Source organism: Paenibacillus sp. YYML68, assembly GCF_027923405.1.
In the GTDB taxonomy this organism is placed as follows: domain Bacteria; phylum Bacillota; class Bacilli; order Paenibacillales; family NBRC-103111; genus Paenibacillus_G.
In genome coordinates this window covers 2,374,975-2,390,502 of the sequence record NZ_BQYI01000001.1, presented here as the reverse complement: position 1 = coordinate 2,390,502, position 15,528 = coordinate 2,374,975, and the positions used below count along the sequence as shown (strand labels likewise).

The 15,528-nt window shown below is 52.8% G+C and carries 19 protein-coding genes; 2 read left to right on the top strand and 17 right to left on the bottom strand.

Annotated features, from left to right (window positions below):
* The 14 genes from PAE68_RS10935 to PAE68_RS10870 all read right to left on the bottom strand — a co-directional run bounded on the left by PAE68_RS10935 (position 1) and on the right by PAE68_RS10870 (position 12,145).
* Entirely contained in the window at positions 1–921 is a 921-nt protein-coding gene (locus PAE68_RS10935; RefSeq protein ID WP_281886886.1) for a YIEGIA family protein, read from the bottom strand.
* Positions 922–977: 56 nt separating this feature from the next.
* Positions 978–1,604 (bottom strand): YphA family membrane protein, encoded by a 627-nt coding sequence (locus PAE68_RS10930; RefSeq protein ID WP_281886884.1) that lies wholly within the window; start codon positions 1,602–1,604, stop codon positions 978–980.
* An 85-nt stretch (positions 1,605–1,689) separates the two neighbouring features.
* Positions 1,690–2,787: a type 2 isopentenyl-diphosphate Delta-isomerase gene (gene fni, locus PAE68_RS10925; RefSeq protein WP_281886882.1), complete on the bottom strand. Its 1,098-nt coding sequence runs from the start codon at positions 2,785–2,787 to the stop codon at positions 1,690–1,692.
* Positions 2,788–2,817: 30 nt separating this feature from the next.
* A complete protein-coding gene (gene rpsA, locus PAE68_RS10920; protein WP_281886880.1) occupies positions 2,818–4,077 on the bottom strand; it encodes a 30S ribosomal protein S1 in 1,260 nt (419 codons plus the stop codon).
* A 94-nt stretch (positions 4,078–4,171) separates the two neighbouring features.
* Positions 4,172–4,753: a lysophospholipid acyltransferase family protein gene (locus PAE68_RS10915; protein ID WP_281886877.1), complete on the bottom strand. Its 582-nt coding sequence runs from the start codon at positions 4,751–4,753 to the stop codon at positions 4,172–4,174.
* On the bottom strand, positions 4,754–5,434 hold the full coding sequence (gene cmk / locus PAE68_RS10910; protein ID WP_281886873.1) for a (d)CMP kinase: 681 nt from the start codon (positions 5,432–5,434) through the stop codon (positions 4,754–4,756).
* A 119-nt stretch (positions 5,435–5,553) separates the two neighbouring features.
* On the bottom strand, positions 5,554–5,793 hold the full coding sequence (locus PAE68_RS10905; RefSeq protein ID WP_281886870.1) for a hypothetical protein: 240 nt from the start codon (positions 5,791–5,793) through the stop codon (positions 5,554–5,556).
* Positions 5,794–5,861: 68 nt separating this feature from the next.
* A complete protein-coding gene (locus PAE68_RS10900) occupies positions 5,862–6,515 on the bottom strand; it encodes a flagellar brake protein (RefSeq protein WP_281886866.1) in 654 nt (217 codons plus the stop codon).
* A 137-nt stretch (positions 6,516–6,652) separates the two neighbouring features.
* Entirely contained in the window at positions 6,653–8,008 is a 1,356-nt protein-coding gene (gene ypeB / locus PAE68_RS10895) for a germination protein YpeB (protein WP_281886863.1), read from the bottom strand.
* Positions 8,009–8,130: 122 nt separating this feature from the next.
* Positions 8,131–8,298, bottom strand: coding sequence for a hypothetical protein (locus PAE68_RS10890; RefSeq protein WP_281886860.1), 168 nt, complete (start codon positions 8,296–8,298; stop codon positions 8,131–8,133).
* Between the two features lie 50 nt (positions 8,299–8,348).
* A complete protein-coding gene (gene prsW / locus PAE68_RS10885) occupies positions 8,349–9,041 on the bottom strand; it encodes a glutamic-type intramembrane protease PrsW (protein WP_281891019.1) in 693 nt (230 codons plus the stop codon).
* A gap of 55 nt (positions 9,042–9,096) precedes the next feature.
* Positions 9,097–10,620 carry a DnaB-like helicase C-terminal domain-containing protein gene (locus tag PAE68_RS10880; protein WP_281886857.1) on the bottom strand — a complete coding sequence of 508 codons (1,524 nt, stop codon included), beginning with the start codon at positions 10,618–10,620 and terminating at the stop codon, positions 9,097–9,099.
* Positions 10,621–10,790: 170 nt separating this feature from the next.
* Positions 10,791–11,393, bottom strand: a complete 603-nt coding sequence (locus PAE68_RS10875) for a genetic competence negative regulator (protein ID WP_281886853.1) — start codon at positions 11,391–11,393, stop codon at positions 10,791–10,793.
* Between the two features lie 275 nt (positions 11,394–11,668).
* On the bottom strand, positions 11,669–12,145 hold the full coding sequence (locus tag PAE68_RS10870; RefSeq protein ID WP_281886851.1) for a hypothetical protein: 477 nt from the start codon (positions 12,143–12,145) through the stop codon (positions 11,669–11,671).
* A 117-nt stretch (positions 12,146–12,262) separates the two neighbouring features.
* On the opposite strand from PAE68_RS10870, the gene PAE68_RS10865 reads away from it, so the two are divergent.
* Positions 12,263–13,201, top strand: coding sequence for a polysaccharide deacetylase family protein (locus PAE68_RS10865; RefSeq protein WP_281886849.1), 939 nt, complete (start codon positions 12,263–12,265; stop codon positions 13,199–13,201).
* Here the strand turns inward: PAE68_RS10865 and PAE68_RS10860 are convergent.
* Entirely contained in the window at positions 13,196–13,411 is a 216-nt protein-coding gene (locus PAE68_RS10860) for a hypothetical protein (protein WP_281886847.1), read from the bottom strand. The two genes, PAE68_RS10865 and PAE68_RS10860, sit on opposite strands and share 6 nt — an antisense overlap.
* A gap of 1 nt (position 13,412) precedes the next feature.
* Positions 13,413–14,012 (bottom strand): CPBP family intramembrane glutamic endopeptidase, encoded by a 600-nt coding sequence (locus tag PAE68_RS10855; protein WP_281886845.1) that lies wholly within the window; start codon positions 14,010–14,012, stop codon positions 13,413–13,415.
* Between the two features lie 75 nt (positions 14,013–14,087).
* Here PAE68_RS10855 and PAE68_RS10850 point away from each other — a divergent pair, with 75 nt between their 5' ends.
* Positions 14,088–14,993, top strand: a complete 906-nt coding sequence (locus PAE68_RS10850) for a hypothetical protein (RefSeq protein WP_281886843.1) — start codon at positions 14,088–14,090, stop codon at positions 14,991–14,993.
* Positions 14,994–15,084: 91 nt separating this feature from the next.
* Here PAE68_RS10850 and PAE68_RS10845 read toward each other — a convergent pair whose 3' ends face one another.
* Positions 15,085–15,408, bottom strand: coding sequence for a rhodanese-like domain-containing protein (locus PAE68_RS10845; protein ID WP_281886840.1), 324 nt, complete (start codon positions 15,406–15,408; stop codon positions 15,085–15,087).
* Between the last annotated feature and the right edge of the window lie 120 nt (positions 15,409–15,528).

Here is a 15,528-nt window from a genome sequence, read left to right as displayed (position 1 = left end):
TTATGCACCTGCCTTTCCATCGGATGACTGGACCGCAGCAGCCTCGCTCGGCATCCGAACGGCGCTCTCCAAGATCGGAGCTCGCAGCGCGGCTTGCAGCGCCTTGTCCGGACTGCGATCCTGCGGCAGCACCAGCACCGCCAGTCGACCATCATTCATGTCGAGCTTGGCGAGCGGCACGAGTGACGGTTCGCCTTCATCCCGATAGACACCGAGAATCGTGGAGATGTCATGCAATATCGCCTGTCGCTGTCCCGGGTTAGCGAGCGTAATACGCGCATTAATGTTTTTCGGGGTGAACACGAGGCCGAGCGCTCGCTCCTCCATCGCCTTGCGAGAGTCGTTCAATCCGACATTCATGATGTAGATGTTGTTCACATAGAGATTTGGACCATCGAAGCGCAGCTTACCGATCGACACATCGGCGATATGCGCAATGCTTTTGCCCGACTTCAACCTATTGGTGATGAGCAACACAGCCACACCTGCCGCGATCCCCCAATACCAAGCGAAGACGATGCTGAAGAAGGCGGTTACGAACGCATTGAATATAACGAGATAGTTGCGCCCCTCGAATACCATAGCAATCCCTTCAATATAAGTACCGCCTCTTGGTACGAGCTCGACCTCATCGATCTTCGACAATGTGTTTCGCTCCATATTGCGAACATCCCGAAATTGCTGGGCCGCCAGCGCGAGGAACGTAATCGCCGTGTAGTTTTTATCTATGAGCGATGGAACCGCGACGGCACCTAATCCGGCTGCAATGACGCCTAGAGAAAGATGTATAATTTTCCCATGAGGGTACGTCGGGTATTGCCTGTAATCGGTGCGCAGCATTGACAAGCGAGCGATTACGCCGAATAGCACACCTATAATAATGCCAACCGTAACCTTCTGCTCCATTAACCACGCCCACATGCACGAGCCCTCCTTGAGTGTGATTCCTTGATGATTCCTGAAGTCACAACGACGCATTACGGCTTCCGGATCCGCAATCGGTCTGCCACACGCTTCGCCATACCTCGAACAGCATTCCCCATAGCCTCCAGCAGCAGTGACACCGCTCTAGCTGTGAATATCGACAGCCACCATAGGTCCTGAGCGCCAGCGTGTCCGATGACTACAATTGCGGTATCCCGATGCGCGTATAGGGACATGCTCTCACCGAGGAGCAGCGCTGCTGTAATCGCAGCAATCTGTAATCCCGGTTGCCGCAGCAGTCCTGCTGCCAGCACACCAACCATTAACGCTGTCGTGAACGTAGCGTTCCATATCATGATCGTAGGCATCAAGTGAATCGTTTCCTTCAAGAAAAAGTACACCGACGATAGCAGCAGCGACACCGAGATCAGATGAAAGCGTAACAGGCTCCCTCTCATGCTCACGAAAACATAAGACAATATCCCGATCCACAAGATCGCGGAGCCTGAGAACTGAATCGACTGCCATTCGAAGCTAAGCGGCAGCAGCACGATCCAGAGAACAAAAAAAAGAAGTAGACTCGTAGGAGTCATACCTCTTAATAGGATGTCCTTCCAGCCGCTTAGTACCAATATGAGAGCTACGACAACGAGCAATAGCGACAAATAGCCTGCATTCATATTTAGCACTCACCCATAGAAAAAGACGTTTTGGCCTCTCTTTTTTCTATAGTATGGCTGGTCATATTCGGTTTTAGTCAATACGTTAGATCGTCGCTGCTGGACGCCTCGAGTAGCCTTGACGCCTAGCGTATGTATGATGGTCGATTCCGCGCGCAACACACCATTCGGCTGTCTCACCCGTGATAACAATCGGCACCTGGTGCAGCTCGTCAATCGTTGCAGCGCCGAGCGCAGTCATGAGCAGCTTGAGCTCGGAATGAAGCCGCCCGATGTGAGAGATCAGCGCCTCTGTGCCTTCTGTCCGCTGTACCTTCAGCAAGGCACCGGCCATACCGACCGCTGAAGCACCAACGACGAGTGCCCGGCAAGCATCAAGTGCTGTCGCCATTCCGCCAGTGGCGATGACGGACAGTCCCTTCGCCTCCGCTTGCAGCCGCCGCTTCGCCTCCAGCACCTCCAGCAGCGCTACACTCGTGGTGCAGCCCCAATTATTCAACCAGTCCAGCGCTTGCTCCCGTCTGGCATTCTCAATGCGGGCGAAGTTCGTCCCGCCTGAGCCGCCGACATCGAGCATCGTTACTCCTGCCTGAATGAGCGCCTCCGCATGCTCGCGAGCGATGCCGAAGCCGACCTCCTTCACCATGACAGGCACACCAATCGCACGGACGATGTGCTGAATTCGTTCCAGCATGCCCGTGAAGGAGCGATCCCCCTCCGGCATAATGAGCTCCTGCATGACGTTAAGATGAATTTGCAGACCGTCGGCCTGCAGCATATGTACAGCCCGCTCTGCCTGCTCGACCGTTGCTTCGCTGCCGAGGTTGCCGAATACGATTCCATCTGGATTCACACGACGTACAATCTGGTAGCTCGACGCGACCTCCGGATTTTTAATCGCAGACATTTGCGAGCCAACTGCCATGGCAAGTCCTGTTTCCCTGGCCGCTATAGCGAGCTCTCTATTGATCTCCTCCGTCTCGTGAGCCCCTCCGGTCATCGCATTAATAACAATCGGCGAACTCAAGGAGAGTTCGCCGATTGTCGTAGGCAGTGCGATATATTCCGTAGAGACTCCCGGGAGGCAGTTATGGATCAGCTTAACATCGTCAAGGCCGTGAAGCCCGCTCTGTCCAAGCTGCAGAGCATGGTGAACATGCTCCAGCTTCCTTGGTATGCGCACCCTGAATCCCTCTTTTCGCTCGCGATATGCTTACTTGAATTTGCTAAGCTTGTCGCCGAAGCGCTCGCCCAGTGTCAAGTTCAGGCCAGACATCTCCTCATGGGAGACGGATTCCTTCTCACGGCGAGGTGCACGCTCACGCGGCTCACGCTCAGCGCGCTCTGGCTTCGCCTCACGAGCTGGAGCTTCTTCCGTTTCCTTGATGCTCAAGGAAACGCGCTTCTCGTCCGGATTCATATCAAGCACCTTCACTTGTACCTCCTGGCCTTCCTTCAATACTTCGCCAGGTGTTCCGATGTGACGGTGGGAAATTTGCGAGATGTGTACAAGACCTTCCACACCAGGCGCAACTTCTACGAAGGCGCCGAATTGCACAAGACGCTTAACCGTACCCGTTACGATATCACCGATGTTGATGCGGCTAGCAACCTGCTGCCAAGGACCTGGCTGAGTTGCCTTGATCGACAGCGAAATGCGCTCGTTCTCCGGATCAACCTTCAGAACCTGCACCTTCACTGCATCGCCTTCCTTCACAACCTCGGAAGGAGCTTCAACGTGGTGCCATGCCATCTCGGAGATGTGCACGAGACCGTCCACGCCCCCGATATCAACGAATGCGCCGAATTGAGTCAGACGCTGAACCGTACCGTCGAGCTGCTGACCAACGGAGATCTGGTTCAAGATGTCCTTCTTCTTCGACTCGAACTCTTCGTCAAGCACGTCCTTCTGGGACAGGATGACCTTGTTCTTCTCGCGATCCATTTCCTTCACGCGCAGACGAAGTGTACGACCCTTGTAGTCGCTGAAATCTTCTACGAAGTTGCGCTCTACCATCGAAGCTGGAACGAAGCCGCGAAGACCTACATCCACGACAAGACCGCCCTTTACAACTTCAGCAACCTTCGCTTCGAGAACAGTCTTGTTCTCCATGTCAGCAGCCAGCTTATCCCATGCCTTCTCGCCCTCGATTGCGCGCTTGGACAGTACGAGCGTCTCTTTATGATCATTGATGTTCATGACCTTCAGCTCGATTTCCTGACCAGCCTCTACAACCTCTGCAGCATTGTCGAGGTTAACCGACGACAGCTCGCGAACCGGCACAACGCCATCGTACTTGTAGCCTACGTCAACAACGACTTGATCAGCATCAACCTTGATGACTTTGCCAGTGACGATATCGCCCTTTTTGAGGAACGTAACATTCGCCATCGACTCTTCCTGCGACACCTCTGCTGCTTCTACAGCTTGTACCTCTTGCTCGTTTTGTTCTACTTTGATTTCATCAGACATAGTTCAAATAGCCTCCTTAGCAACCTTTACGACATATATGGTTTATTTGAATAAATTACTTCATTCCCCGTTTTCTTCAGTATGCCACCAAATCTTATTTCGATTCGTGCTCACGGACCATCGAGCGAATCGTGCTCATGATCAAGTCCGTTGCTTGCTCCAAGCCTTCGGAGCCGGCATCTGCATACTCGCTCAGATCGATTGGGCGACCATAGATGACCTTCATAGGACGAAATAATGAATAATTACCTACGATTGCGGCCGGAATAACGGTAGCCCCTGACTTCAACGCCAGACTTGCCGCTCCCTTCTTGCCCATACCGCCTGCGTTACTTCGCGTCCCTTCCGGGAAGACGCCGATCATGTTGCCATCCTTAAGCAGCTGGATAGACAGACGAATCGACTCCTTGCTGACACCGCCTCGCTTCACGGGGAAAGCTCCGATACGGGGCAGCACCTGCTTCAGCACCGGCAGCTCGAAGAGCTCCGCCTTGGCCATGTAGTGCACCTTGCGATCAAGCATGGAACCAAGAACTGGAGGATCCCAGTTGCTCGTATGATTCGCACACAGGACAACAGGTCCTTCGCGCGGAATGTTCTCCTCGCCTTCCGTCTTAAGACGAAATAGAACAGCGAACATCATCCGAAATAGGGTGCGAAAAAAAATATAAAGCATCTACTTCCCTCCACCGACGCGACTTGCGCACAGCTCCAGAATACGATCAACGACCTCTGGAATCGTCATGCTGGTCGTATCCACCAGTATGGCATCAGGAGCCTGAACCAGCGGCGATGCATCTCGCTGCTCGTCCATCCGGTCACGTGTAGCGATATCGTGCATCAGCTGCTCCAGCGTAATGCCGGGCTGCGTATGCTCGATTTCCTTCAGACGCCGCTCTGCCCTAACCAGCACGCTTGCGGTCAAGAACACCTTAACCTCCGCGTCTGGCAGCACATGGCTTCCAATATCGCGGCCGTCCATCACGACGCCCATGCTCGCGGCCATCTCTTTCTGCTTCCGGGTCAGCACCTGCCGAATTTCGGCGATCGACGATACGAACGATACGTATCCGGTTACTTCTGCGGTACGGATCAAGCCCGTCACATCATAACCATCGACAAAAACGTTCTGACCTGCTTCTCCCGGGGTGAGCTGAATATCCATCTGCTTCGTGAGCGCGATCATGTCCCCCGTTTGATCAGGCTGAAGGCCCTTGTCCATAATCTTCCAGGTTACGGCTCGGTACATGGCTCCGGTATCAATATATACGAAGCCAAGCGCGCTGGCAACCAATCTTGCGATGGTGCTCTTCCCTGCGCCGGCCGGACCGTCGATAGCGATGTTAAACTTCTCCAAGCTGCGGCCTCCTATTCCCGATAAAACGGACGAGCATTTTGAAAAAAAAACAGGCCGAAGCCTCGAACGTAGAAAATTATACCATAGATTTCACGATCATTGCAAAGCCTACTCCGGAACTATTGTGCAGCTCTGCTATGGACCGATACGGATTCGTGTAAATAGGGCTTGCCCTCCAGACGCTCGACCTTCACGAGGCCATGCCGAAGCTGAGGCACCTGCAGCAGCAGCTGACTGGCGACAAGAGCAAGCAGCACTATTTTCACACCAAGCAGCAGCAGCTTCTCGATGCGGGAGGAGAATTGGATGAACAGCTCCTCATACGTCCGCTCCGCTTCATTCTGACGATCTACACTCATACCCACATCACCCTCAATTGGCATAATGCGGATAGCTTTCCCATATTCCTTACAATTATCCGACCGTTTTATTTTTTACGAAAATCGAACTGACGTTCGAAGCAAAACCGGATTACCTTCTCCCTGTCCCGGTCGGCGATCTCAGTAAAGCGCATCATCACCTGCAGTCGTCCCGTCTCCAGCGCCTTCACGCGAACGACCTCTCCCTTGAACGGCACATGCTCAATGGTTCCGTTCTTATACGGTATGTTCAACCAGCAGCCAACGGCCTGACCGGAGCTGACCGGAGTATTGCTCTCGCAAAGGAACGACACGCCCCCGCCGCTGACGTCGTCGGTCAATGCAACGAATTGAAGATTCTCAACCAGCTTGACCGCAATATCGAGCTCGGCAGGCACACGGAGGAACGTTCGGCGTTGCATCTTCGTAATGGATTCAACCGCTGGCAGCTTGATTTGGACAAGTCGGATCACATCATCCGTGTAGCCGATGACAGAAGAGTTGAAGTAGTTCTTCACACCACCCTCGGAGACGAAGTAGATCGACAGCTCATCGCCCGGATACAGTCGCTTCAAGCGACCTGTCTTCTCATGGAGAGGCACCTCCATCATGATCGAGCTGTCGGTCATATCGGCGATCCGCGATTTATATTCCTGCTTCGCTTCCTCTTCGTCGATGGAATTCACTTGTATGTGCAAAATCTGGTTAATTTTCGGAAGCAAGGCAAGCACCCCTCGGAATGATCATCATCGATACTTCAGACCTAGGTCTGCCCATATTATACCACGTCAAGCACCTGAGGGTATACCTGAACGCTTGAACACGAATGAACCCGGCCATAAGCCGGGCTCCGCTCTCCTTACTGTGCCACCTGAACCTCGTCTGCTTGAATGTAGTCAATCTTCTCTTCCGTTCCCGTAGCAGCATTAATGAAGATTCGGTAATAGCCGCCATTCACGCGACCCATGAATTGATAGCACAGCACCTCTTCATCGATCTCATTGCGAATCAACGCTTGACTGACGCTGTCCAGCTTGAATTCAGGGTTCAACGTCTTCTTCGCATCCTCCACAGTCACTGTAGGCGCAGGCAACTGACGCTCCTTATTGTTGAATACGTAATCCGTCGCCTCAAGGCCGGTAACCTCGCCATTGTCAAGCGCAACCTTCACCGCAACCTTCTCGAGATAGTTAATCGCGTCTCCCTCTCTGGAAGCGAAGGTCAAGTTCGCTACGTTGGCGTAATCATCGTAAGACACGGCCGTCATCCCAGTGTAGCCATGCTCGTCCAGAAACTGTGCTGCCACATCGCGCGCTTGGCGTAGATCAAGGGCACGAGTCTGTACATCGCGGGTTGCGTTGTACCACAGCAGTTGTCCGCCCTTCTTGGCAAAATCCATGTGCGCCCCGTCCAACGTGCCCTCCTTCGGTATATACACGCTGTAGGAGGCATATTCGGTGCCGACGCCGTTCTCCACGATTTGGGCCGTATCCAAGCTCTGAACGCCTAGAAATTGAGCTGCTCGCTGCTTAATATCGTCGACCGTCATTTCGTTGCCTGACAGCATGCTGACATCGCGCTTCTCGAACATGCTCATCACCGATGGACTCCAGTTGACCTCCGCATATTCGCTTACTTTTTTGTCCAGCGTTGCGAAGCCATCGATGATGTCGTTATCGTAGGGCTCCGACTTGGTCGCCAGTGCAAGCTCCACGTCCATCCAGCGAAGATTTTGCTCCACAACCGTCGATTGCACCTGACGCAGATCGTCCGATATTTGCTTCGAATGCTCATAGAGCGACTTCATCGTCTTCATCTCCGCCTCGGTGAACGGCTGCTTGCTCAGATCCCTTACAGCCGCGCGGTACGCAAACTTCGAAATATTCGCAAGGAATTGCTCCGTCTCATTGAACGGCAGCAGCGTAAGCGGAAGCTGACTGATCTCGTTCTGAGCCTCGTTCGTAATGCGCCAAACGTTAATGAGCCCCTTCTTGTAAGCTTCTTGGGACGTGGAATTAACCGCTAGCGTGTTGCCGAGCTCTGTATGAAGCTTGTCAACATGAAACGTGAGGTCATGGAACGCCCGCTGGTATTGATTTTCAGCTTTTATCAAAACGGAGTTTTTCTCTTGATGCTCCATATACCCCCAGATCCCCGTACCGATGAGAGCGACGAGCAAAATCGGAAACATGACGATACTTAGCCTCTTGTACATATGCGCGAGATCTCCCTTCTTCAGCCAAACTTGGGCTTAGTTTGCGCTTCAGAGCGGAGCCTTTATGCACCTATCTCCTCAAAAGAAAAAACCGCCCTGTGAAGGACGGCTCTGAACATAAACTACATGCTGTTCGTCTCGATCTCAAAATCGTTCGCATTGCTGCAGATGCATTGCTTGAAGCCGGTATCAATGCGGCCCTTATCCCTGCGACCTCTTAATATAAATTTCTCTCCGCACTGGTTGCAGCGAATGATGACTTTCACTCTGGGACTCATTGTACTATTCATGGGATTCCTCCGATTGTAAGTCTCGTTACATCCCATTATAGACAGTTCCCTCAAGCTTTAATCCGTTCCTCGCGAGTAAGCAGACGTAGCGACGAGCTTTCGTTCGCACGACGCACCTTCCACATGCTCCTTAGCCACAGGAACGACATAAGCGGCAGCATGAACCAGATCCAGTTGCCACCGGATACGGTTAACGTATAGTCGAACACACCGTGCCAGAACAGAGGCAGCAGCAGCGCGAGTGCCAGATGCTTGCGATACTTCCCTCTCACGAACTTCGCAGAGCCGAAGTGATAGCCCATCATAACGCCAAACATTGCATGCCCTGACACCGGAAGGAATGCCCGCTGCAATAGCTGAGAGAAATCCATCGGACTCAGCAGTGCGTACAGCACGTTCTCCATCGTGGCAAAGCCAAGCGACACCGCTACGGCGTAGACGATCCCGTCATACGGCTCATCGAACGTCGAATGCTGAAAAATTAAGAAATAGACGATGAACCACTTGAAGAATTCTTCAGGCAACGCAGACGTTACAAAAGAGAAAACGAGCGGATGCGAGCCTAGGCCCTGCAGTAGCGCCCATTGCAGCACCATCACCGGGAACACAAGCAGCACGCCGAATATGAACAATCGTAGGACGTGCGAGATCGGCTCCGGGTCGTAACGGTCCTTCAAATAAAAATAGGACAGAAGAGCGACGCCCGGCGCCACAGCAGCAACTAGCAACGAAAAAAGGCTCAGGGTCTACTCCTCCAGTCCTCCAGAAAAATAAGTGCTGTGAAACCAAAATATATGGTTATACGTCAGACTGCACCTCAGACTCCTCGAAGCACGCCTTCCGCTGGTTGAAGCGAAGCTCTACCGTAGCGAGCGGACCGTTGCGGTGCTTGAACAGCTGCAGCAGACAGCGGTTCACACCGTCCTCCAGCACGTCATCGGCCAGCTGCTTCAAGCCGAATATGACATCTGCCGATGCCTCGACTCCCTCAGGAAGCCCTTCACGGCTTACATCCGTCGGAATCGCCGCCAGCACCGGGGCCCCCCATTCTCGCGACCATTGCTTAAGCATGTAAGCAAGCACGGTCTGGTGCTCGGCGATCGACTGCGGCTGACGCTGCAGGCCCGTCGCGGGTATACGGTTCAGATGATCGATAATAATGACCGGCGTTCGTCCGGCAATGCCTGCGATACGCTCCACCGTTGCGAACACACGCTCCATTGACGTTTCCATCGAGCACTCAATCGTCCACATCCACTTGCTGATCTCGACATATTGCTTGTTGCCCCGAGCTACTTCCTCCGGTGATGCTTTGCCGCTAAGCACCTGGTGGGGCTCAGCACCAATCAGTCTGGCGATGCTGCGCGCCCACAGCTCGAAGGCCGTCATATCCCAAGAGACGTAGACGACCGGAACTTGCCGTGCTGCCATCTCATCGGCGAGCTGCTTGAGCAGCATCGTTTTGCCGGAGGAGGCTCCACCTGCGATGAAGTACAGACCGGCGCGAATACCTCCCAGCAGTGCCTCATCCAGCTGCAGAAGTCCAGTCGACACGCCGCTTGTTTGTCCGCGAAACCGCTTCATGAACTCCTCGGTATACGCCGTAATATTTTTCACATCCGGTGCGATCGGCAGGAGAAGCGACTCCTCCATCGTCTCGTTCAGCAGCTGCATGAATGTGTCGAGCGGATTTTGCACACGAACGAAAAAGTCGTTCACATCCCGAATCGACTCCGGCATGTTGACGATGAATGTCTCTCGGCTGATGCCCTGCAGCAGCGCTTCGATCTTCGCGCTCTCTCTGCGTCCGAGCTCATCATTGCCAAGACATATGAACACACGCTTATCCTTCAGCTTCTCGGCATGACTCTCCTTGAAGGTCATCCACACGGTCGTACATACGGCTGGCAGTCTCGCTTGTGACAAGCTCAACACGTCGAACACACCGCCGCAGACGATCACGTCGTCGGTCTGCTCAAGCACCGGCTCGTTGAACAAGTAATCATCCATACCGACCAATGTCTTGTACTTCGGCTCCCGATTATCGATGGAACGTCCGATCAGGTCGATCGGCTCTCCTGCCGAATCCAGTATCGGAATAATGACGCGATTCTCGAAGTAACCGCCGAGCTTCCCCGATTGTACATAGAAGCCAATCTTCCCCGGTTCGAAGCCGATCCGATATTGCTGAATCGTCTCTTGTTCGAGGCCGCGGCGCTGCAAGTAATAGAGAGCATCCTCGCGCAGCTGCTTCTGATAATGCGTGACGAGCTCTTCTAAATCGAAAGACGACTTGGCCGCGCTTCTGTTCAGTCCTGTCACCTGGTTCGTCCTCCCCGTCTTATGCGACCGCCAATTCCATCCACTGCTTCCCCTTATTCACGCATAGCGGATGATTTCAAAAAAAGCATTCCGCAAAAACGAATGTTTTTGTGAATGCTTTGCCATATAATCTGATATTTCACAGTCACAATATGGAACATCAATCGGGATTAACGGAATTTCTCACAAAGCGTTCGAATTGCATGCTCTGCAATCACTTTATTGCCGTACTCCTCAAGCATTGCATGAGTCACCGAGGTTGCTTCACCGTACTCCGACAACACTGCTACAATCGTCTGTAGCTTGCTCTCATCCAGCGGCTCCGCATCCAGAAGTAAAATATATTTATTTTTATAGGAGTAGAGCGTTCCGCCGTCTGTGAGCATTCCACCCAGAACCTTAGACAGCCTCAGCAAATCCTCGAAGTCTCGGAAGGCGTATGTGACCTGGTCTGTCTCATCCAATGTAAGCTCGAGCTCGTACACTTCCTCTTCCAGCTCATCTTCAAGCGTATCTTCAGAGCCGAAGTTCATCTTGCCGCGCGTGACGATAACCATCATCCCTTGTGCAGGCATAGCGAGAACCTCAACGGCGAGAGGACCGGTCGCGTCGAAGCCTAGCTCCATATAAGCTTGATCCATCATTTCGCTGAACAGCTCATGTACCTTAGGGATTTCTCTCCACATGTCATCCTTCTGAATGCCGCGCTCCGTTAAGTCATCAAATGTGAGGAATATCCGTATCTTGTCCTGACTTAATCGCTCCATTTTCATACTGGATTCCCCCCTAGCCGACTGTTAATAAAAGCTTATGAAGTATGGTTCATCAAGAGAAACCAAGACATGACGACAATCCCTAAACGCGCAACTAAACATAGAAAGGGTGTGCTTGTTTTCCATGTTACGTCTATTATATCACATTCCGTTCAGAAAAGAACGGTCAAGAGCCGAAAAAATGATTAAAAACAAAAAAAAGCAAGGCCCCGTTCGCATGGAACGAGAACCTTGCACCTGTTACGTATCGATGAGCATGATAGCGTACTACTCTCTTAGTGCGTCTGCTGCTGCTCTTTCTTCGAGGGGGTTCCATTGCCTGCCAAAATTTCGTCCACTGCTGCGCGCAGCTTCGGATCCTGATTCACAATGTCCTCCACTTTATTTAGGCCGTCCTCTTTGAACAAGCTCTCATCAAACACGAAGTCCTTCTTGCTTGTGCTGTTGGATGCGCTTGTGTTGGATGCGCCTGTGTTGCTCGACGTGCTTGTGTTGTTTGCCGAGCTGTGGGAAGACACATTCGACACATTGGATTTATGCTGGTTTTGGCTGCTTGTAAAAGCAGCTCCCTGGAACATAGATGCAGAATCCGAGCTTTTGCGGTTTTTCATCGATTTGTCCGCTTGGTTCAGCATGCTGCTGACCGCATCATTGCCCGCAAATGCCGACATGATCGGCTTCATCCGGTTCGATACGTAGATTGCTGCTGCTGCTCCGACAATACCGCCAAACATAAAGGCTCCTATTCTCATCTTCGATCCCTCCGTTGTGGTGTTGGATTCGACTTCAGCTATATTTTCCGCTAGGTGGGCCCAGCTCATGCATGATAATATTAGGAAGCAGCCTACATGAAGGGAAGATCACACTTGATGACTAATAAAATAAAGACGACAGCCGTACTGCTGCTTGCTTCAGTGCTAGCCTCTGCCTGCTCTACATCGTCCGACCGCAACGAAGTGACCCCACCACCTTCCCCTGTCAGCCAGTCGCTGGAATCGAGTGCAGCTGTTCCGAACAGTGCAGCCCGTCCAGAGAACGCCACTAAGTCGAGCAGCCTGCAAGAACAGGCGGTCTCCGTACCTGCGACCGCAGATAAAGTCACGTCGCATACACAGCAGTCGGCCAAGCAAGAGAGTCGGACTCAGCCCCAAGCTACGCCTGTTGCCCGAACGTACAAGATGAGCCCGAGGACGTACGACATCGTCCCGATCGACGCCAGTAAGCATCCGAAGGAGGTCGTATTGCTGACATTCGATGACGGACCGAAGGACCTCGAGCTGAACCAGGCATTACTCGATACGCTGGATAAGCATCAGGCGAAGGCCATATTTTTCGTGAACGGCTATCGCGTGAAGCAAAAGCCCGACATCGTCAAGCTCATTCATGAGCGCGGTCATGCCATCGGCAATCATTCGTGGGATCATATTGATCTTAAGAAGCAAACGAAGGAGAAGATTGCCCAGCAGCTGGAGGACGTGCAAGACGCGGTGAAGGCGATTACTGGAGAAGCGCCTGTTTTTTTCCGGCCACCGTTCGGATCAGGCAATGATGAGGTACGTGCGAAGTCGAAGGAGCTCGGTATGCTATATATGACATGGTCCAATGGCTCCAAGGATTGGGAAATGACCGTCAAGCGGAACAGTGCCCAGGAGGTGACGGCGAACGTCATCGGCCAGCTGCGCCCCGGCAGCAACATTCTTATGCATGAGCTGCCGTGGACGGCGGAGGCACTGGACGACATGTTGTCGCAAATCAAGAAGCGAGGCTACGGCTTCGTGGACCCGCATGCGATCGACCCGAGTCTATAGCTGCTGATCGCGATACCAGCCCCATACGAGCAATCCAATTGTTAACAGTACAAAAATAGACAGCAGCGTCCGATAAAAGATAGGCAGCCATTTCTCCTTCTCAGTTGGATGAACCTTCTTGCGGGGAGGAAGGTACAGCTCCTCGGAGGCGGCGGCCGCCGTTTCCGAGGCTGCTTGCTGCAGCTCGGAATGCTGGTGACTGATATTCATGCTAGCTCTCTCTCCTATACCTTAAGATACAGCCCATAATAAAGTCGATCAGGAAATGGGCCAAAATCGGCGTCCACAGCGTACCTGTCTGAATATAGATCCAGCCGAGGCCATAGCTGATACTAAATACGAGGCCGGTCATGAGCCAGTGCTGCAAGTACCGAATGTGAATAGCGGCGAACAGAATGCTCGTCCAATACGGTCCCCATGCTGCTTGTATGGCGCCGCGGAACAGCAGCTCTTCACAGAACGCGACGACGAGGGATAACAGCGCGATATGCCACAGTGGGCGGTTGCCGAACAGCATCTGGTTGATGCCCCCGTCATCGGTCACCTCGGAGGGCACCCAATTCGTCACCAGCAGATCAACGGCGAGCACCGCGCCAGCGAACAGAGCTCCCCATAGCACGATTGTAAGGCCTGGCTCGATGGAGAACATCTGTAGCAGATCAGGACGCTGGAACAGCATGATCACGACAGCAGCCAGCAGCACTAGAGCTTGCGTTACATACAGATTAATGAGGAGCAGACGGTCATTCAGCTCTTCAGCCTTGACTTGGCGTAGTCGCACCTTGAACGACTTGAAGTTAAATTTTTTCATGACGATTCCCTTTTTCGACATATTCACCTATACTTAGGATGCATAAATTATAACGTTTCGCGAGGTGCCTTGCTCATGGAAAAACGGTTAAATCGAACCGACTACGTGTTCGCTATAACATTCATCTTCATGCTCGTCGTAGCGCTGGGCGCCTTCTTCTACGGCTTAAGACTCGGACAGGAACGCGCCGCGGCCAAGTATGAGGAGCTGCTCGTTGAGAAGAAGGCGGAGAACAACGGTCTTACCGCCTACCATCAACAATACTTGGTCTCCTTCTATCATACCATTTATCAGCCGTACAGGGAATTTCACAAAGCTTGGTTCGACAAGCTCGACACGCTGCAGGCGAATCAGTCGGCAGACGCCTCATTAATTGTGAAGGATCTGGCCAAGCAATCACAAGAGGTATACGACACGCTGTCGCAAAAGGCTGCGCCGGACTCCTCCCCTCTCTTGAAGGAATCGCAGCAAAATTATATGAGAAGCTTGAAGCTGACCAGCGAGGCGCTTCGCACGTTCACCTCCAAGGCGAATGCGATGCCGGGCTATGAGCTTGTCAGTCAATTTCAGTCGGACGCCTACTTGTCGGAGGCGCGCAACTTCGCGCTGCTAGCTGAGAAGCAGTATTATGATGCGATGCTCAAGTGGTATGAGACGGTCAGTCCACAATTCAAGTCGATCGATGTGACGGCGACGCTTGCCATTAAAGATTGGAACGCGCTTACGCTGAATATGAAAAATGCGTACATTGCCAACCTGTTCGCTGGCAGCGCCATCTTCCCTGCGTATACGCCGCAGGACATGAGCGCACGCGTCGACGATCTGATCGCAAGCGGACAGGCGAAGAACATGAATTTGACCAATGTCCCGCAAATTGTCAACACGCTGATTGCCACGGATGCGGTGCGATCCGGTGATTTCCAGCGGCTGAAAAATAAATATTACAACGGTCAGACGCTTCCGCAGCTTCCTTTCTTCTAACTCTGACGTTGATGCGACAATAAGCCGCGCACCTGTATATGCAGGTAGCGCGGCTTCACTGTTGCAGCGTGCATGATGCTTCATACGATGGTCAGTCGTAATGCACACCGTCTAACGCAGCGAGCGCGGCCATGCCGCCTTCGACGTTGACGACGTTATCGAAGCCGTGCTGGCTCAAATAATGACAGACGTTGGCGCTGCGCACCCCATGAGCGCAGACGATGTACAGTGGCTTGTCCCGCGGCAGCTCGTCCAGCTTCTGCGGGATCGTCATCATTGGCACGAGCTCCATTCCTTCCCAATGGTAATAGTCCCACTCCATCTGCTCGCGGACATCGATCGTTAGCGTCCCTTCGAGCTCTCCACGATCACGCTTGCGCTTGTAAGCGTCTGGACCAATTCGGTCGAATGACATGTATGTACCCCCTTCTGCGTCACGTATAATGCCCACATTGTACCGCCTCCGTACGGCCGAGGCAACCATGCTGAGGGCAGTCGCGGATATCGGCCGGAGATGTGCATTTACTTCTTGACA